We start from the raw sequence: 18,233 nt of genomic DNA on the forward strand, positions 1-18,233 counted from the left end.
GACTACTTCGCGCCGCCTTCCGAGGCGTGCTCGCCGAGCGCCCATTTCGAGAAGCGGATCTGGATGCCGTAGGGCGAATGCGCCTTCAGGATCTCCATCATGCCGTCATAGGTCTCGGCGCGCGCCCAGTCCTGCTGCAGTTCGAAGGCGAACTGGCACGAGGTGATCGGCACGGCGCCGGCCTGCACCGCGCGATCCATCGCCCGGTTGTGCGCCTCCAGCGACAGATCGCCGCAGGCATCGGCCGGAATGTAGATCTCATAGCCCTCGCGCAGCATGTCGAGCGTCGGGAACAGCACGCAGGCCTCGGTCCACAGTCCCGCGATGATGAACTTCTTGCGGCCGGTCGCCGCGACCTGCTTGCGGAAGCCGGCGTCGAGCCAGGAGTTCATCGCCGTGCGGTCGACGATGTCGTGATTGGGAAACAGCTCGGTGACCTCCGGCATGAAGGGACCGGAGAACGAATCCTTGGCGACGGTGGTGAGCACCGTCGGCAGCTTGAACAGCTTGGCCGCCTTGGCGACGATCTGGATGTTGTTGAAGACGCCGAGACGGTCGTGCGACTGCACGCCCTGATACATCGCCGGCTGGTAGTCGATCAGCGCCACCGCGCAGTTCTGCGGGGTGAGCATTTCGAGCTTGGACATGAGGGTTCTCCTTGGAAACGAGATGAGTCAGACGAGCGACGCGCGCGGCGCAGCCGCGTCCGGCGTGAAACGCCGCCACGAGAAAATTCCGAGAGCGATGAACAGAGCGAGCGTGACGAGCTGAGCGACCGCAAACGGGGGCTCGCTCTGCGTGGGCGCGAGCGCGTTGAGCACGCCGATCTTCTGGAACGACTGCACGACCGCAACGAAGACGTTGAGATAGAGCGAGAGCAGCGCAGCGACGACATAGACCCGTCGCCACCACCCCGACAGCGCGAACACGTAGAGCGCGGCGGCGGCCGCGGTCAGCAGCGCCAGCAGGATGATGCCGATGATCCGCGGCGGGTCGAGACCGAATGGCGGCAGCGGAAACCCGGTCACGCCCGTGAGAAAGGTCGTAACCAGGAACAGCGCCGCCCAGACCGCCAGATGGCGGCCTGCCAGCATGCCGGCGAGCATGACGAGCCCGGTCGCGATTCCGATCAGGCTCAGCACCACGTGGATCTGAAGAAACAGAGTCGTCGGGATTCCCCAAGTCATGCCAGCCTCCTCTGATCAGCCCTTGATGAAGGCCAGCAGGTCGGCGTTGATGGTCGCGGCCTCGGTGGTCGGCATGCCGTGCGGAAAACCCTTGTAGGTCTTGAGCGTGCCGTTCTTGAGCAGCTTGGCCGACAGCGGCGCGGAATCCGCATAGGGGACGATCTGATCGTCCTCGCTGTGCATCACCAGCACCGGCAAGGTGATCTTCTTGAGGTCCTCGGTGAAGTCGGTCTGCGAGAACGCGACGACGCCGTCGTAGTGCGCCTTGGCGCTGCCCATCATGCCCTGCCGCCACCAGTTCTGGATCACGGCCTCGGACGGCTTCGCGCCGGGCTTGTTGAAGCCATAGAACGGTCCGGCCGCGACCTCGCGGTAGAACTCCGCGCGACGGGTTGCGGTCTGGGTCTGGAAGTCGTCGAACACCGATTTCGGCAGGCCGCCCGGATTGGCCGCCGTCTGCACCATCAGCGGCGGCACCGCGGCGATGATCGCAGCCTTGGCCGCGCGGCTCTCGCCGTGGCGCGCCAGATAATGCACGACCTCGCCGCCGCCGGTGGAATGGCCGACATGCACGGCGTTCTTCAGGTCGAGATGCGCGGTCAGCGCCGCGAGATCGTCGGCATAGTGGTCCATGTCATGACCATCAGGGACCTGCGCCGAGCGGCCATGACCGCGGCGGTCATGGGCGATGACGCGGAAGCCATGATTGAGGAAGAACATCATCTGCGCATCCCAATCATCCGACGACAGCGGCCAGCCATGGCTGAACACGATCGGCTGACCGGAGCCCCAGTCCTTGTAGTAAATCTCTGTGCCATCGTTGGTTTTCAGGACGGGCATGATTGTCTCCTGGGCCTGGGGGGACGCGGTCGCCACGACGAAATACGTATCGCGATCGCCGATCCCAGATGCTATGCAGTCTCATGTGCACCTGCACAATGATCCGAGGACGCCAAAGCACTGGCTCCAGAAGGCCAAGGGGATGGCTCAGCAGATCCGAACCACATCGTCGTCCTGGATGCGCGGAGTCGCGACCACGCTGAACGAGCAAGGCCTCGATGCGGCCGCGCTGTTTGCCGAGATCGGACTTGCGATTGAGGATCTCGACGATTGCGATCGCCGCTGGCCGACCGAGGCGCTGAGCCGATTATGGGTGCTGGCGGCCGAGCGCTCGGGCAATCCGGACATTGGCCTTGCGAAGCTCGATGCGCCGCGGCCTGACAATTACGGCGTCGCGGGCTACGCCATGATGTCGAGCCCCACGCTTCTCGCCGGACTGACCCGTCTCATCCGCTACATGTGTCTTGTCAGCGACGCGGTGACCATCACGCTCGAACCCGGCGATGGGGGCCGCTGGGTACGCACCGACGTCTATGGTGGCGAATGTCCGATCCCGCGCCAGCGCTATGATTACGGCGTGGTCAATCTGCTCAATCTGTGCCGCTGGATGCTGGACCGGCGGCTGACGCCGCTCTCGACGCGCTTCTCGCACGCGGTGCCGCTGTCGATCGCGTCCTACAACAAGGCGTTCCAGTCGCCGCTCGAATTCGACGCGCCGTTCAACGGCTTTCTCATCGCGGAGCAGGATCTCGCGTGCAAGCTGACCACGTCGGCGCCCGAGCTCGCCGCGATCCATGATCGCATCGCCGACGAGGCGCTGGAGCGTCTCGTCAAGACCGACACCGCCCATCGGGCACGCACGGCGATCGCCAAGCTGCTGCCCGACGGCAGCCCGCTGCGCTCGGCAATCGCGGCCGAGCTCGGCTTGAGCGATCGCACCTTCCAGCGCCGGCTCGCCGACGAAGGCATTTCCTTCAGCGACCTCGTCGAGGATGTCAGGCGCGAGCTGGCGCAGCGTCACCTCGCCGATTCCCGCATGACGCTCACCGACATCGGCTATCTGCTCGGCTATGCCGACCAGAGCACGTTCTTCCGCGCCTCCAACCGCTGGTTCGGCGAGTCCCCGGGCGAATATCGATCGCGCGTGATGAACGGGCATCGACGCGAGATCGAGGCCGCTCAGCAGAAGTGAGCGGCGGATCTGCTCGGCTTGCGGGTCAGAACATGCCGTTGGTGTTGGCCGACTGCTCGGGGATCGGCTGCACGGAATCCCAGTGCTCCTCGATCTTGCCGTCCTTCAGACGGAAGATATCGACGATCGCGCTGCCGCGGGTGCCCGGCTCGCGGATCGCATGCACACGCAGGATGACGAAGTCGCCGTCGACAAGAACCTTCGTGATCTCGCTGCGGGATTGCGGATACTTGGCCTTCAGGAATTCGATGAACTTGCGGAATCCTTCCGGACCGTCCTCGGCGCTCGGATTGTGCTGGATGTAGGTGCCGAGATATTTCGAGGCCGCGGCGAAGTCCTTGCGGTTGAGGCCCTGCTCATAGAAGTCGAGCACGGTCTGCTTGTTGCGTTCTTCCTCCGCCGAATAGGCCCGCTCCGCCCGGACCGGAGTGGAGAGCACTCCGACCATGGCCAGCATCATCAGGATCGGGGCATGCCGCATCATCGAGGTCCTCCTGAGTGGAAAAGCTTGCGCGGCCGGACCGGATGCATGAACCACCGCGTCAATAGAACCGATGCAGATGATGCACCGGGCCGTGACCGTGACCGACCGTGAAGCGGTCGGCGGCAGCGATCGCGCCGGAAATGAAGGCCTTGGCATTGCGCACGGCAGTCTCCAGCTCCTCGCCCTTCGCAAGCCCCGCGGCCACCGCCGACGACAGCGAGCAGCCGGTGCCGTGCGTATTCCTGGTGGCGACGCGCGGCGCTGACAGCGCGATGCTGGTCCCTGAGGTGATCAGGTAATCGGTGCTCTCGGCCCCCTGCCCGTGACCGCCCTTGATCAGCACGGCCGGACAGCCGAGCGCGAGCAGCCGGCGCCCCTGCGCAGCGATGGCCTCGTCCGTATCGGCGACCGGCTCGCCGAGCAGCGCGGCCGCTTCCGGCAGGTTCGGCGTGATCAGCGAGGCCTGCGGGATCAGCCGGCTGCGCAACGCCTCGATCGCGTCCTCCGGCAACAGCCGCGCCCCGGAGGTCGCCACCATCACCGGATCGAGCACGATGTGAGCGGGCCGCCAGCGTCCCAGGCTGTCGCTGATGGCCCCGGCGATCGGCGCCTGAGCCACCATGCCGATCTTGACCGCGCCGACGGTAAGATCGGCGAAGACGGCGTCGATCTGCGCCGCGACGAAATCGGGCGGCACCAGGTGCACCCCGGTAACGCCCGTGGTGTTCTGGGCGGTCAGCGCCGTCAGCACCGAGGCGCCATAGACGGACAGCGCCGCGAAGGTCTTCAGGTCGGCCTGAATGCCGGCTCCCCCCGAGGAGTCCGAGCCGGCGATGGTGAGTGCGACAGGGGTGCTCATAGCCTTTCCTAGCGCGGCGTCGACACGCCCGGCAAGCAGGCCGGGTCCCCTGAAATGCGTCTCGACTTCGTCCGAAAACGCTATATTGAGGCTTGGAACGTCCTCTGGAGACCGTCCGCAATGGTTCCCTTCTTCGTCCAGATCAAGTGCAAGCTCGGCCAGTCCTACACGGTCGCCAATGCGCTGGCAGAGGCCGAGATCGCGTCCGAAATCTATTCCACGGCCGGCAATTACGATCTGCTGGTGAAGTTCTACGTCGACAACGCCACCGACATCGGCCACTTCGTGAACGAGAAGGTCCAGGTGCTGCCGGGCATCCAGGACACCCACACCATCATCACCTTCAAGGCCTTCGGCGCCACCTGACGGCAGGCAGCTCCCGCAAGGATCGTCGCGTGCCCTTCGGACCTCGCCGATAGACAAAGGCGCCCGTCGTTGCCGACGAGCGCCGAGGTCTTTGAAAATGGCACAAGCATGGTTTCGTCATGAAAGACGGTGAGCGGGCGGTCCCCTCTCCGGCCGATTTTCGTCCGGCCAAGTGCTTCGGCAGTTCGGAAAACCGGGCCCTTCGATCGCGAGGGCAATCGGGGGGACCATCGAACGGCCCGGCTTTCCTTCTGGGCAACTTGGCGATAGGCCTCCTATAACCGGTGCGGGGTGCGGGAGGTCAATGCGAGCGAGCGGCCGGATACGATCGATCAAGAAGTTGAGACGAAAGCTCAAGACAGTCTGCGACGTCGTGTGAAGAATGAGATGAACGCCGTTTCGTCCCTGCTGCCGAGTTACAGCTTCTCCGCCGAGCAGATGGACACCGAAACCAACATCGTCGCCTGGCGCGAGGCCACCTCGACGTTCTTCGACGTCGACGACCTCGCCGCCGGCGAAGCCGCCCCCTTCAGGGCGGACGTCCTGTCCTATGCGCTTGGCTCCGTCCTGCTCGGATCGGCCCGGGCCAGCGGCCAGCGCTTCCGGCGATCGGCCGAGACCATCGCGCGCAGCGGCGTCGATCACATCATCCTGCAGCTCTATGTAAGCGGCGGCTATGAGGGCGTTGCCGGCCAGCGCCCGATCCGGGTCGAAGCCGGCGATCTCTGCGTGCTCGATCTGGCCCAGACACTCGAGACGCGTGCCAGCCCGTTCGAGAACGTCACCATGGTCGTGCCGCGGCCGATGTTCGATTCACGCCTGCTGCAGGTCGATGATCTGCACGGGCTGGTGCTGCCGCGCGGCGGGGCCATGGCGCCGCTGCTGGCGCGGCATTTCGGCGCACTGCTCGATTGCGCACCGCGGATGAGCTTCGATGAGTGCCAGGCCGTCATCGACGGGACGATCTCGCTGATCTCGGCGTGCCTGCGCGGCGAGCTCGAACGCCGCGATGCCGATCGCAGCGTGACGGCGGATGCCTCGCTGCTCCGCATCCGGCAATACATCGAATCGCAGCTGTCCAGCCCCGAGCTCAGCGCCGACGCCGTCGCGCTGCATTTCGGCCTGTCACGGGCATCGCTGTATCGGCTGTTCGCGCCGATCGGCGGCATCGCCGACTACATCCGCAGCCGCCGCCTGCACCGCGCCTTCTTCGATCTCGCCGGAAGCGGATCGCGCGGCTTGCGCGTCAGCGAGGTGGCGCGGCGCTGGCAGCTCGGCACGGATGCGCATTTCACGCGGCTGTTCAAGGCGGCCTATGGCATCACGCCGAGCGCCGCGCGCGAGGCGGCGATGCTCGGCCTGCCGCAGCTGTCGGCCGACGCCGAGGCGGACGTCGCCTCGCCGCTCAGCCGTTGGATGCGAGGGATAGCAGCGCCCCGGACCGGGGAATGAGCGCGACCACCGCGGCCGAGCGCGCATCGGCCTCCTGCGGGCCTTCGGCGTCCGGCACCGGCTCATCGGTCTCGTCCGACGCCCGCGTGATCTCCAGATGCTGCTCAAGCTGCCCGACCGGCATCGGCCGGCCCAGCAGGTAGCCCTGCGCGAAGTTGACTCCGAGCGCGCGCAGCTGCGCCAGCTGCTCCTCGGTCTCGACGCCTTCGGCCGTGATCTGAATCCCGAGCCCGCGCGCCAGCGTCACCACCGACGAGATCACGGCGGCGCTTTCGTCGCGCACGCTCAGATTGGCGACGAAGGACTTGTCGATCTTGATCTTGTTGAACGGGAACGCGGTCAACGAGCGCAGCGACGAGTAGCCGGTGCCGAAATCGTCCAGCGCCAGCGAGATTCCAAGGCCCTTGAGCCGGTCGATGAAGCTCTCGTTCTCTGCCGCACGCTCCAGCAGCACCGACTCGGTGATCTCGATCTCGAGCCGCTTCGGATCGAGGCCGGACCTCGCGAGCGCCGACTGAATGACGTCGAACAGCTCCGACTGCTTGAACTGCACGGGCGACAGGTTGACCGCGACCTTGACGTCGTCGGGCCACGCCGTCGCATCGTCACACACGCGCCCGATGATCCACTCGCCGAGCGGCACGATCAGGCCGGTCGATTCCGCAAGCGGGATGAACTTGTCCGGCGGCACCAGCCCCTTGACCGGATGACGCCAGCGCACCAGCGCCTCGACGCCGCGGCGCTCGCGCGTCTCGGCATCGTAGAACGGCTGGTAGTGGACCTCGAACTGGCACTGCGCGATGGCGTCGCGGAGGTCGCCTTCCAGCGTGTTGCGCGCCTCGAGCTCGGCCGACATCGCATCGTCATACATCGTGTAGCAGCTGCGGCCGGCAGATTTCGAACGGTAGAGCGCAAGGTCGGCCTTCTTGAGCAGATGCTCCTGGTCACGGCCGTGCTGGGGCGCGAGCGAGATGCCGATGCTGGTGCCGATCTCGACGCGCTGGCCGCCGATCTGGAACGGCTCGGCGATCAGCTTGGTGATGCGCTGCGCCAGCTCGATCGCGGCGGCGCGCTGATCGCTGGAGCCGGCCTGGATCAGGGCGAACTCGTCGCCGCCGAGCCGCGCCAGCACGTCCTCGTCGCGCAACTGCGAGCGCAGCCGCTGCGCGACCTGCACCAGCAGCTCGTCGCCGGCGCCATGGCCGAGCGAGTCGTTGACATTCTTGAAGCGGTCGAGGTCGAGCAGGAAGACGGTGAAGCGGCCGTTCTTGTCGTCGTTGATGCGCTCCATCTCCTCGAGGAAGAAGGCGCGATTCGCGAGTCCGGTCAGCGCATCGGTCTGCGCCAGCTCCAGCACGCGGCGGTTGGCGAGCGCCAGCTGCAGCGCGTTGCGGCTCGACAGAGCGAGATAGACGGCGAGGAAGATCGTCGTCGCGATGCCCGCGGCGTACAGCGCCAGCGCGCGATTATGCGTCGCCATCAGGCCGCCGCCGGCGGGCGCGGCCTGGAACACCCAGTCGGCATCGCCGATGCGCAAGGTGGTCGACCAGATGTTGGGGTCGGCGGGCCAGCGCTGCGGATCGACGCCGGAAGCATTGATCACGCGCTCCGGCGGCAGCAGGTTGATCTGCAGCGCCGGGCTGTTCGGATTGTTCGCACGCACCGACTGCAGCAGCATCGGCAGGTCGAAAACGCCGACGATGAAGCCGGAGAGATTGCGGCGGCGGTCGGCGACGGTGGTGCGCGACGTGCCCTTGGCATAGACGGGGATGCCGATCATCACGGCGTTGTTGCGCTCGTTCTGATTGATCAGGTTCTGGCGGGTCCGCAGCGCGCCGATCATGTCGTAGTCGCGCGACTGCTCCAGCACGGCGCGATGATCGGGGATGCTCCAGTAATCGAGGCCGTAGACCGGCGAGGTCTTTGCCTCGGTCGAGAAATAGACCGGGTAGTACTCGTCGCTCTCCGGCGCCACCGTGCCGTCCGGATAGGACTTGATGCGGAAGGCGGGAACGCCGTCGGTGATCGCGGCCGCTTCGTACTCGCCGCGCTCCTTCCGCTTGATCCGCGGCAGCCAGGCCAGACGCAGCATGCCGCGATGCGCCTCGAACAGGCGCGCGCTGAACGTCTGGTATTCACTCCGCGTGATGTCGTCGTTGGCGGATTCGAAGCGGGTTCGCAGCGCCGTCAGCCGGCTGACATATTCGTTGACGCCGTTCTGGACCAGGATCGCCTGCGCTTCGGCAATGCCTTCGAAATCGGTCCGCGCCAGCCGGTTCTCCCAGCGGCCGACCGCGACCGTTCCGGCAATCGACAGCACCACGCCGACGCATGCGGCGATGATCGCAGGACGATAGAGGCGGTATCGCGATAGCGACGCGCGCAGTCTCTCGCGCCCGCCACCGATGCGAGCACCATCATGTTCCTGCAGCGTCGGTGCGCTGTACTCTTCAACCTGCAATATGGCCCCCGCCAAACGGCTGCCCCTCACGACACGAGCGCCGATGCTCGGCTGGCTAAGTTAAGGACGGTCAAAGATGATCAGTCGTGGAGTACCGGAAACCGAGGCTTGGTTAACGACTGGCTTTTCGGGGCCACCCAAAACGCGATCAAGCGCGAGATACGTCTTTAGCGAGGTCTTCATTCAACGCGTGTAGGCTGAGTTCTCGTCAGGCGTACGCGTGAATCGAAGATCGCAATGAACTGGTTCTCAAGTTTCCGGAACTCCATCGTTCTCATCCTGGTTGCGGGCATGCTCCCGGTCGGGTCTGCCCGCGCCGACGAGCTCGGCGTGACCAACGACTCGATCCTGTTCGGCCAGGTCGCAGCCCTGGAAGGGCCGTCGGCAGCGTTGGGCCAGGCGGCGCGGCAGGGTCTGCTGGCCGCGTTCAGCGAGCTCAATGCCAAGGGCGGCGTCTATGGCCGCCGGCTCAAGCTGGCGAGCCGAAACGACGGCTACGACCCCGACCGCTCCGTGGTCGAGACCATCAAGCTGATCTACGAGGACAAGGTGTTCGCGCTGATCGGCGCCGTCGGCACCCCGACCGCGATGGCCACCGCGCCGATCGCAGCCTCGAACGACGTGCCCTTCATCGGGCCGGTGTCCGGCGCCGAATTCCTGCGCGCGCCGGAATTCCAGAACATCGTCAACATCCGCGCGAGCTACGCGGCCGAGGCGGAAGCCTCGATCAAGCATCTCACCGAGGAGCTGCGTCTCACCCGCATCGCCATCTTCTATCAGGACGACGCGTTCGGCCGCGACGTGCTGGCCGGGGTCAAGACCCATCTCGACCGGCGCGGGCTGGAGCTCGCCGCCGAGGGCACGTTCGAGCGCAACACGCGCGCCGTCGGCGCGGCGCTGAAGGTGATCCGCCGCGCCGAGCCGGAGGCCGTCATCCTGGTCGGCACCTACGGCCCGTGCGCCGAGTTCATCAAGATGGCGCATCGCTCGGGCTTCAGTCCGACCTTCTCGGCGGTGTCCTTCGTCGGCGGCAATGCGCTCGCCAAGGAGCTCGGCTCGGAAGGGCGCGGCGTCATCGTCTCCGAGGTGGTGCCGTTCCCGTGGGACACGGATCGCCGCATCGTCGCCGACTATCAGGCGGCCATGAAGACGCTGGATCCGAGCCAGACACCAGACTTCATCGGCCTCGAGGGCTACATCACCGGCCGCCTGGTGGCGCGCGCTCTGGCGATGACCGGGCCCAACCCGACGCGGGCCGAGCTGCTGCGGATCATCAACGAGGTCGGCCAGTTCGACATCGGCGGCCTGGTCGTCAGCTTTGGCAATGCGCGCAAGGAGAACCCGCCGCCGGTCTCGCTGACCGTGATTCAGAGCGACGGCACCTTCAAGCCGATCTAGAAGACGGTTTCCGGAGTCCTGGCACGTTGGTCATTTAACTCTCGCTGTCATCGTCCGCGAAAGCGGACGATCCAGTACGCCGTGACACCTCGGTCAATCTCTTCTGCCGCGGAGTACTGGATGCCCCGCTTTCGCGGAGCATGACGGCGGTGGGGATGGCGGGATCCCGAGACGGAAACAGCCGGTTCGAAGGAAACGCTCGTCTCGTCAGCCCGCCGGCTTCTTCGGCTTCGGCGGGCCTTCGACCGGTGGCAAGGATTTCAGATAGACCGCCATTGCCTTGCGGTCCTCGGGCGTCAGCTGCGACGTATTGCGGATCACCCGCGCCATCGAGCCGCCGGCGCTGTCGCCGTCGGGCAGCTGCCCGGTCTCCAGGAAATAGCTGATGTCGCTCTCGCTCCAGTCCGACAGGCCCTTCTGGGTGATGTTCGGCACGAAGCCCTGACCTTCCGGATCGGGGCCGCCGGCGAGGCGCTGCGCCGAAACGATGCCGCCGAGCGGGTTGCGCGGGCTGTGGCATTCGGCGCAATGGCCGAACGTGTTGACCAGATAGGCGCCGCGATTCCATTCCGCCGAGCGCGAGGCGTTCGTCACGAACGGCTTGTCGTCGAAGAACAGAAGCTTCCAAATACCGAGCGTGCGGCGAATGTTGAAAGGAAACGGCATGTCGTGGTCGCGCGACTTGCCGGCCACCGGCGGCAGCGTCTTCATGTAGGCGAACAGATCACGGACGTCGTCGACCTTGGCGCCGGCGTAGGAGGTATAGGGAAACGCCGGGTAATAGTGACTGCCGCCGGGCGAGACACCCTTGACCACCGCATTGACGAACTGCGCCTCGGTCCAGCGCCCGATCCCGTCATTGGGGTCCGGCGAGATGTTGGGCGCATAGAAGGTGCCGAACGGCGACGTCAGCGGCAGGCCGCCACCGAGCTTCAAGCGATCCGGCTGGTTCGGCACCTGATGGCAGGAGGCGCAGCCGCCGATGTTGAACATCTCCTGGCCGTTAGCGAGATCGGGCGCCCGCGTCGTCGCTGCCAGCGCGATCGTGGACGGCTGGGTCAACCACCAGAACACCGCAAGGCCGGCGGCGCCGAGCACGCAGAAAGCAAGCAGGAGGCGTCTGGGCATGGTCGCTCCGTCACAGGCAGGAAGATCAGCGTCCGGCAGTCATCCGCCGCGAGCGCCGTGATACGACAAGACGCACGCGCCGAGCAAACCCGCGGGCCAGAAGCCAGTGCGGCAAAAACGAACGGAGGCGAACGCGCCACCGCGTCCGCCCCCGTCGATGTCACGACAGATCAGCTGTTCTTGAGACGGAAGGTCTCGTGGCAGCCGCCGCATTCCTTGCCGATCGCGGGCGCAGTCGCCTTCAGGCTGTCGAGATCCTTGATCTTGGCCTTGGCCTCGGTGACGACCTTGGCGAAGCTGTCGATCTTGGCCTTGAAGCCGGCCTGGTCTTCCCAGATCTTCGGCGACACGCCGTAGTCGCCCTCGAACTTCGCGCCCTTCATGCTCGCCGGATACATCGTCGGCAGCTTCTTGGCGGTATCCTCGAGCACGGCCAGAGCAGCATTGACGGCGGCCTGATCATACGGCTTCTCGCCCTTGACCATGGCGATCAGCACACCGCCGAGGTTCTTGGCGTTCGCCTTCATGGTGTCCTGGCTCTGCTTGACCAGGTTCTCCTGTGCCATCACGGCGCCGGCCCCCAGCAGCAACGCTGCTGCTACCACGACAGTCCGCTTCATCAATTCGCTCCTTTGTTGTCACAATCCCGTCCAGCCCACCTGGACGGGTCGCGCCTGGTTGGTCAACCCCTCGACCGGCGGGTTATTCCGGAATTGAGGCGGTTATCGGAGAGGTCCGGAGGGAAGGTACTCAGAGACTGTGACGGCGATGCTGCTCCCGGATCGCGATCCAGACCCGCTCGGGCGTCGCCGGCATGTCGATGTGGTCGATCTTGTACTCGCGCCAGAGCGCTTCGACGATCGCGTTGACCACCGCCGGACACGAGCCGATTGCACCCGCCTCGCCGGCACCCTTCACGCCCATCGGATTGGTCTTGCAGGGCACGTTGTGGGTCTCGAAGGTGAAGGTCGGCGCATCCGCGGCGCGCGGCAGCGCGTAGTCCATGTAGCTGCCGGTGACGAGCTGTGCATCGGAGTTGCTGTAGACCACCTGCTCCATCAGCGCCTGACCGATGCCCTGCACCGCGCCGCCATGGACCTGGCCGGCGAGCAGCAGCGGATTCAGCGTCACGCCGAAATCGTCGACGATCACGTAGTTGACGATCTTGATGATGCCGGTGGCCGGATCGAGCTCGATCTCGGCGACATGGGTGCCGTTCGGATAGGTGCCGTCGGCGCTGGCGAAGGTGGCGCTGCCGTTGAGCTTGGCCGGATCGACACCGGGACGCTTGGCGAGATCGGCGAAGGAGATCGACCGGTCGGTGCCGGCGACGCGGATCACGCCGTCCGCGATCTCAAGATCGCCGAGCCCCGCTTCGAGCGCCTCGGCCGCGATCTGCTTGAGCTTGTCGCCGAGCTCATGCGTCGCACGCTGCACGCTGACGCCGCCCGAGGGGATCGAGGCCGAGCCGCCGGTGCCGAGGCCGGTCGCGATCTCCGCCGTGTCGCCCTGATGGATGTGGACGCGCTCCGGCGGCAGGCCGAACTGCTCGGCGACGATCTGGGCGTAAGCCGTCTGGTGGCCCTGCCCGCTCGACTGCGTGCCGATCAGGATCGTCACGTCGCCATTGGGGTCGAGCCGCACATTGGCGGTCTCCTCGCCCATGGTGCCGCAGACCTCGACATAGCTCGCAAGCCCGATGCCCCGGATCAGGCCATGCTTCTTGGCGGCCTTGGCGCGCTTGGAAAACTCCTTCCACTCGGCGATTTCCATCGCGCGCTTGAGATGCGCGTTGAAGTCGCCGGAATCGTAGACCTTGCCGGTCGCGGTCTTGTAGGGCAGCGCGCGCGGCGGGATGAAGTTCTTGCGCCTGATCGCATCGACCGACATGTCGAGCTTGCGCGCGCAGGCATCGACCAGGCGCTCGACCACATAGGCCGCCTCGGGACGGCCGGCGCCGCGATAGGCATCGACCGGCACGGTGTGGGTGAAGATCGTACGCACCCGGCAGTGGAAATTCTGGATGTCGTAGAGGCCCGGCAGCATGCCGGCGCCGCCATGCGGGATGTAGGGCGCGAAGGTCGAGAGATAGGCGCCCATGTCGCCCATCAGGTCGACATCCATCGCGAGGAACTTGCCGTCCTCGGCCAGCGCCATCTTCGCGGTGGTGACGTTGTCGCGACCCTGCGCGTCGCCCATGAAGTGCTCGGAGCGGTCGGCGGCCCAGCGCACCGACTTGCGCAGCCGCTGCGCGGCGACCGCGAGCAGCGCGTATTCCCGGTACGGAAACAGCTTTGTGCCGAAGCCGCCGCCGACATCCGGGCAGATCACCCGCATCTTCTCGGTCGGGATCTTCAGCACGTTCTGGCAGAGGATGTCGCGCAGGCGGTGGCTGCCCTGGCTGCCCGCGGTGAGCGTCAGATGATCGCGCTTGGTGTCGTATTCGCAGACCGCGGCGCGCGTCTCCATGAAGCTCGCGACGACGCGCGGATTGACGATGCGGATCTCGGCCACCGCATGCGCCTTGGCGAAGGCCGCCTCGGTCGCGGACTTGTCGCCGATCGAGACGTCGAACAGCACGTTGTCCTTGTGATCGGCCCACACCTGCGGCGCGCCGGGCTTGATCGCATTCACGACGCCGGTGACGGCCGGCAGCGTCGTCCACTCCACCTTGATCGCCTCGATCGCATCGCGCGCATGGTCGAGCGTATCGGCGACCACGAAGGCGACGGCGTCACCGACATGACGCACCTCGTCCTTGGCGAGAATCGGATAAGGCGGCGCGGTGAACGGATCGGTCTCGAGGTTGAACAGGCACGGCAGGCCGCCGAGTTCCGCGGTGTCCTCGGCGGTGAGAATCAGCGCCACGCCCGGCAGCAGCCGCGCCGCGGCGACATCGATGGTGAACTTCGCATGGGCATGCGGCGAGCGCAGCACCAGCGCATGCAGGGCGGCCGATGGCGCGAGATCGTCGGTATAGCGGCCCTTGCCGCGAATCAGCGCGTCATCCTCTTTTCGGAGAACGCTTTGTCCCATACCGAACTTGATTGGAGCTGCCATCTGGTTTCACGTCCCGCTTCGTTTTGGCGATGTTGGCGCCATATTGCAGCGGAACGCCAGCCCGCGCAAACGGCATATCGGCCGCAGGGGACCACGATCGGTCAACTCTCGTCGGGTCGACGTCCGGCTCGCACCGGATCACGTGATATTGCATTGCAATGGACGCTCCGGCGCACGGTCCGGCGCCGGAGCCCCTGCCCCATCGGGCCATCAATGATGCGCGTGCTCTGCCTTGGCGCCGTCCGGCTGACCACCGGGCGCCTGGGCGCCGACGCCGAGCACGTCGAGCAGCACGGCCATCTTGCCGGCCCGCTCGAATTGCAGCGTCACCGCGACCGACTTGCCCTCGACCAGCGGCGCCTTGAGGCCGGTGAGCATCAGGTGGATGCCGCCGGACGTCAGCGCAACCGTCTGTCCCGCCGAGATCGGCAGCCCCTCCTCGATCGGCCGCATCACCATGACGCCGTCGCGCGTCGACATCTCGTGGATCTCGACGGTCTCGGCGATATCTGCACTGGCCGCGATCAGGCGATCCGGCTCGCGGCCCGTATTGGTGACGGTGAAATAGCCGGCGCCAACCTTGGCGCCACCGGGCGTCGCGCGGCTCCAGCCCGAGGACACGATGATGTCACCCTTGGCGACACCGCGCGGCGGCTCGGCGGATGTCATCCGCAGCAGCGGAGCAGGATATTTCAGCGCATGTGGATCCTGGCCGGGCGCAGCGATCTCGACCCATTTCGCCGTGCCCTTCTCACAGTCCTGGATCGCCGGAATGGGAAGCACGTCGCCCGCCTTGAACGTGTCGGCCACGAATCCCGTGAAGGTGAACTCGTCGTAGAAGCCGTCCTCCAGCCGACCGCTCCAGCTGATCTCCTTCACGCCTTCGCTGAGGTCCGCCCCATGCATGAATTTGTAGGCGCGCGCATAAGCGCCCTTCTTGACGTCGATGGTCCAGCCCGGCTTCGGCATCGGCTTGATCGCAATCAAGCCTTCCGGCACCTGCACGGTCAGCCGCACGGTCGCTGCGCCCTCGCAGCCATGCGGCACCGCGAGTACGGCCTTGAACGTCTTGCCGATGCGCGCCTCCGGCTTGTCGAGCACGACATGCGCCTGCGCCGGGACGCTGCCGACGGCGGCGGAGAGAGCGGCGAGGCCGATCAGGATCGATTTCACGAGAGTGGTCCTCCGCGAATGAGTGGTGTGATCACGCATGCTGTAGCTCCTCACAATTTGTAGCGGAGGCCGGCATAGACGCCGCGGCCATTGCCGGGGTTGAACAGCGTCGACGTCGGTGTCGCGCGATCGATGATGCTGGTGGTCGCGATGTACGCTTTGTTGGCGAGGTTGCGGCCCTCGAGATAGGCGGAGAAATGCTTGCCGTCGTCATAGGTCGCCTTCAGGCCCCACAGCAGATAGGGGTCGGTGGAGAGCGTGTTGGCGCTGTCGACGAAATAGGACTGCGGCACCCATTCGATGTTCGGCCCGAAGGCGAAGCCTGCCGGATGCTTGTACAGCAGCTCCGCGCGCAGGAAGTGCGGTGGTGCGCCCGGCAGGCGGTTGTTGCCCCAGGTCGTATCGTTGCTGTAGCGGAAGTCGTTGTAGGTGTAGGCGAGGTTGAGCCAGACGCGGTCGGGCGCATCGCTCTTCATCGCGAGCCCCTTCAGCAGGCTGAGGCCAAGCCCGGCTTCAACGCCCTGATGCATCGTCTTGTCGGCATTGGTGACGTTGCAATTGCCGAACGACGAGTAGAAGCATTGCAGCTCGTTGCGGATGTCGGCGTGGTAGAGCGCGAAGTCCCAGGTGACGTCAGGCCGCCGTCCGCGCGTGCCGATCTCGTAGGTGGTCGCGGTCTGCGCCTTGATGTCGTAGAAGCGCACGAGTGCGCCCCTGCCCTCGCCGAAGCTCGGCGCCTCGCCGCTGCGCGAGATGTTGGCGAACACCTGCCAGCTCGGATCGACATCCCAGAGCACGCCGATCTTGGGGCTCGCGAGGTCATAGCTGGCGCGGCCCGCGGCGTCGCCGTTGAGCGTGAAATTGACCTGCTGGCTGCGGACGGCATGCAGGAACTGCGCACCGGCGATCAGCGAGACGCTCGGCAGCGCGTACCAGGCATTCTCGGCATACAGCGTGTAGTTCTCCGGATTCTGGGTCAACGAGGACATCTGCATGCCCTTGTTGCCGCCGGTGTTGACGAACTGGTTGGCATCCGTGGTGCCGTTCTGGATGTTCAGCCCGACGGTGAAGCGGTTGCGATGGCCGCCGATCTCGCGATCGTCCACCGCGCGCACGAAGCCGCCATAGTCGTGATAGCGGTAGTCGAGCCATTGGAAGATCGGATGCATCAGATGCCGGTCGACGGCGAACACGCCGAACTCGACATCGGTGTTGTCGAGATGGATCGTCGACTTGTTGGCGACGCGCACCGTGTCGATGTTGCGCTGCCAGTCGTTGAGGACGTTGTTGGCCGCGGCCGTCTGCGGCGAGTTGAGCGCGCTGGTCTTGCTCACCTCGCCCGGGATACGCTGCCGCACAGAGTTGGCGTTGAGGTAGAAGCGGGTCTCGAAATCAGGCGAGACCTGGTAGCCGACATTGGCGCTGCCGCGCTCGGACGTGCCCCAGCTGTGGTCGCGATAACCGTCGACGCGCGACGCCGAGCCGGTGACGAAGTAGTCGGCCGCGCCATAGACGCCGCCGGTCGAGGCCTGGCCGCGCAGGAAGCCGAACGCGCCGCCGTCCAGCCGGCTCTCGAACGCGGAGGCGTCGCGTCCGGTGGGCGTGACGAAGTTGACGGCGCCGCCGAGCGAATTGGCGCCGTAGCGCAGCGCATTGGCACCCTTGTAGACCTCAACATAACGATAGGCAGTCGGGTCGATCTCCTGGAAATCGCCATAGCCGTCGGCGGTGTTGATCGGGATGCCGTCGAGATAGAGTTGCGTGCCGCGCAGATGGAAGTTGCGCGACAGGCCGGAGCCGCGAATCGACAGCCTGGTGTCGTCGCCCCATTTCGGCTGGGCGAACACGCCGGGCACGTAATCGAGCACATCCTTGATGGTCTGCGCCGAGCCATTCCTGAACGCGGTATCGGGCACGACGGCGACCGCGCCCGGCGTCTGCTGGATGCGCTGCGTTGCGGTCTGCGTGTTCGGCGCGGTCAGGCTGGGCGCCGGACCGGCTGGACCGGCCGCAGCCGCCTGCGGTGCGGTCCCCGACCGGGACACGCGCGCCCTCGATGCGGGCCGATCATTGCCGGACTGGACCGGACGCGATGCGGCGCGCTTGGCCGGATCGACCGTGACCGTCGGCAGATTGGTCTCTTGGCGGGCTTGAGAGAAACAAGGGGAAGACAACGTGACGAGGCACGTCGCCGCGCACAGCGCGGTTACGGAACGGGACATGATGAACCTCTGAACGAACGAAACCGGACGAAAAACCGACGTCAGGCGTTCGCGGGAGGTCCTTGCGACAGTCGCGGTTCACGGAGGCGGGTATCGCGCGCGGCCCAGGCGGCGAAGCTGCCGAGGCGCAGCTCGCTGGCGCTGCGCACCAGCGTTTCCACCGCCATTGCCGGCACTGGCGCGGCATGGGCGGCAAAGGCACAAACGGCACAGAAATTCTTATGCAGGACGGCTGAGTTCGGTGCGCCGGTGTCGTGGGCCGCCCCGCCATCCGCCTCGGCGCAGATGACACCGAGATCGTTGGCGGAAGCCGCGGCCATTTGCGCCGACATCGCCCCGGCGAGAACCATCTGCAGCGCGATCAGATAGGCGGCGACGATGCCGACCACCCTCCTCGTCCACGCTGCTGTC

At 65.9% G+C, this 18,233-nt stretch carries 16 protein-coding genes; 4 read left to right on the top strand and 12 right to left on the bottom strand.

Annotated features, from left to right (window positions below; translation table 11 throughout):
• Positions 1 to 2 precede the first annotated feature (2 nt).
• Genes QX108_RS09530 through QX108_RS09540 form a run of 3 tightly spaced genes read right to left on the bottom strand, consistent with a single transcriptional unit; the run spans position 3 to position 2,027 of the window.
• Positions 3 to 647, bottom strand: coding sequence for a hydrolase (locus tag QX108_RS09530; protein ID WP_315721104.1), 645 nt, complete (start codon positions 645 to 647; stop codon positions 3 to 5).
• Between the two features lie 27 nt (positions 648 to 674).
• Positions 675 to 1,187 carry a hypothetical protein gene (locus tag QX108_RS09535; protein WP_315779549.1) on the bottom strand — a complete coding sequence of 171 codons (513 nt, stop codon included), beginning with the start codon at positions 1,185 to 1,187 and terminating at the stop codon, positions 675 to 677.
• Positions 1,188 to 1,202: 15 nt separating this feature from the next.
• Positions 1,203 to 2,027 carry an alpha/beta hydrolase gene (locus QX108_RS09540; protein WP_315721106.1) on the bottom strand — a complete coding sequence of 275 codons (825 nt, stop codon included), beginning with the start codon at positions 2,025 to 2,027 and terminating at the stop codon, positions 1,203 to 1,205.
• 142 nt (positions 2,028 to 2,169) lie between these two features.
• On the opposite strand from QX108_RS09540, the gene QX108_RS09545 reads away from it, so the two are divergent.
• A complete protein-coding gene (locus tag QX108_RS09545; protein WP_315779546.1) occupies positions 2,170 to 3,219 on the top strand; it encodes an AraC family transcriptional regulator in 1,050 nt (349 codons plus the stop codon).
• A 25-nt stretch (positions 3,220 to 3,244) separates the two neighbouring features.
• On the opposite strand, the gene QX108_RS09550 is transcribed toward QX108_RS09545, so the two are convergent.
• Positions 3,245 to 3,703 (bottom strand): ester cyclase, encoded by a 459-nt coding sequence (locus QX108_RS09550; RefSeq protein ID WP_409998489.1) that lies wholly within the window; start codon positions 3,701 to 3,703, stop codon positions 3,245 to 3,247.
• A gap of 58 nt (positions 3,704 to 3,761) precedes the next feature.
• Positions 3,762 to 4,562 (bottom strand): bifunctional hydroxymethylpyrimidine kinase/phosphomethylpyrimidine kinase, encoded by an 801-nt coding sequence (thiD, locus tag QX108_RS09555; RefSeq protein WP_315721108.1) that lies wholly within the window; start codon positions 4,560 to 4,562, stop codon positions 3,762 to 3,764.
• Between the two features lie 120 nt (positions 4,563 to 4,682).
• Between thiD and QX108_RS09560 the strand changes: the two genes are divergently transcribed.
• A complete protein-coding gene (locus QX108_RS09560) occupies positions 4,683 to 4,928 on the top strand; it encodes an Lrp/AsnC ligand binding domain-containing protein (RefSeq protein ID WP_172112765.1) in 246 nt (81 codons plus the stop codon).
• Between the two features lie 387 nt (positions 4,929 to 5,315).
• Entirely contained in the window at positions 5,316 to 6,380 is a 1,065-nt protein-coding gene (locus tag QX108_RS09565) for a helix-turn-helix domain-containing protein (protein WP_315779544.1), read from the top strand.
• On the opposite strand, the gene QX108_RS09570 is transcribed toward QX108_RS09565, so the two are convergent.
• Positions 6,334 to 8,841, bottom strand: a complete 2,508-nt coding sequence (locus QX108_RS09570) for an EAL domain-containing protein (RefSeq protein WP_315721110.1) — start codon at positions 8,839 to 8,841, stop codon at positions 6,334 to 6,336. The genes QX108_RS09565 and QX108_RS09570 overlap by 47 nt on opposite strands.
• Before the next feature lie 237 nt (positions 8,842 to 9,078).
• Here QX108_RS09570 and QX108_RS09575 point away from each other — a divergent pair, with 237 nt between their 5' ends.
• Positions 9,079 to 10,239, top strand: coding sequence for an ABC transporter substrate-binding protein (locus QX108_RS09575; protein ID WP_315721111.1), 1,161 nt, complete (start codon positions 9,079 to 9,081; stop codon positions 10,237 to 10,239).
• Between the two features lie 207 nt (positions 10,240 to 10,446).
• Here QX108_RS09575 and QX108_RS09580 read toward each other — a convergent pair whose 3' ends face one another.
• The 6 genes from QX108_RS09580 to QX108_RS09605 all read right to left on the bottom strand — a co-directional run bounded on the left by QX108_RS09580 (position 10,447) and on the right by QX108_RS09605 (position 18,211).
• Positions 10,447 to 11,367, bottom strand: coding sequence for a cytochrome c (locus tag QX108_RS09580; protein ID WP_315779541.1), 921 nt, complete (start codon positions 11,365 to 11,367; stop codon positions 10,447 to 10,449).
• Positions 11,368 to 11,537: 170 nt separating this feature from the next.
• Positions 11,538 to 11,987 (bottom strand): cytochrome c, encoded by a 450-nt coding sequence (locus tag QX108_RS09585; protein WP_315721113.1) that lies wholly within the window; start codon positions 11,985 to 11,987, stop codon positions 11,538 to 11,540.
• A gap of 130 nt (positions 11,988 to 12,117) precedes the next feature.
• Positions 12,118 to 14,427, bottom strand: a complete 2,310-nt coding sequence (locus QX108_RS09590) for a xanthine dehydrogenase family protein molybdopterin-binding subunit (RefSeq protein ID WP_315779539.1) — start codon at positions 14,425 to 14,427, stop codon at positions 12,118 to 12,120.
• Between the two features lie 210 nt (positions 14,428 to 14,637).
• Positions 14,638 to 15,600 carry a DUF1775 domain-containing protein gene (locus QX108_RS09595; RefSeq protein WP_315799400.1) on the bottom strand — a complete coding sequence of 321 codons (963 nt, stop codon included), beginning with the start codon at positions 15,598 to 15,600 and terminating at the stop codon, positions 14,638 to 14,640.
• A 50-nt stretch (positions 15,601 to 15,650) separates the two neighbouring features.
• Positions 15,651 to 17,822, bottom strand: coding sequence for a TonB-dependent receptor (locus QX108_RS09600; RefSeq protein ID WP_315779535.1), 2,172 nt, complete (start codon positions 17,820 to 17,822; stop codon positions 15,651 to 15,653).
• A 41-nt stretch (positions 17,823 to 17,863) separates the two neighbouring features.
• Positions 17,864 to 18,211, bottom strand: a complete 348-nt coding sequence (locus tag QX108_RS09605; protein ID WP_315779533.1) for a DUF2946 family protein — start codon at positions 18,209 to 18,211, stop codon at positions 17,864 to 17,866.
• Between the last annotated feature and the right edge of the window lie 22 nt (positions 18,212 to 18,233).

Origin of the sequence: Bradyrhizobium sp. SZCCHNR1002 (assembly GCF_032381435.1) — a bacterium.
In the GTDB taxonomy this organism is placed as follows: Bacteria; Pseudomonadota; Alphaproteobacteria; order Rhizobiales; family Xanthobacteraceae; genus Bradyrhizobium; species Bradyrhizobium aeschynomenes.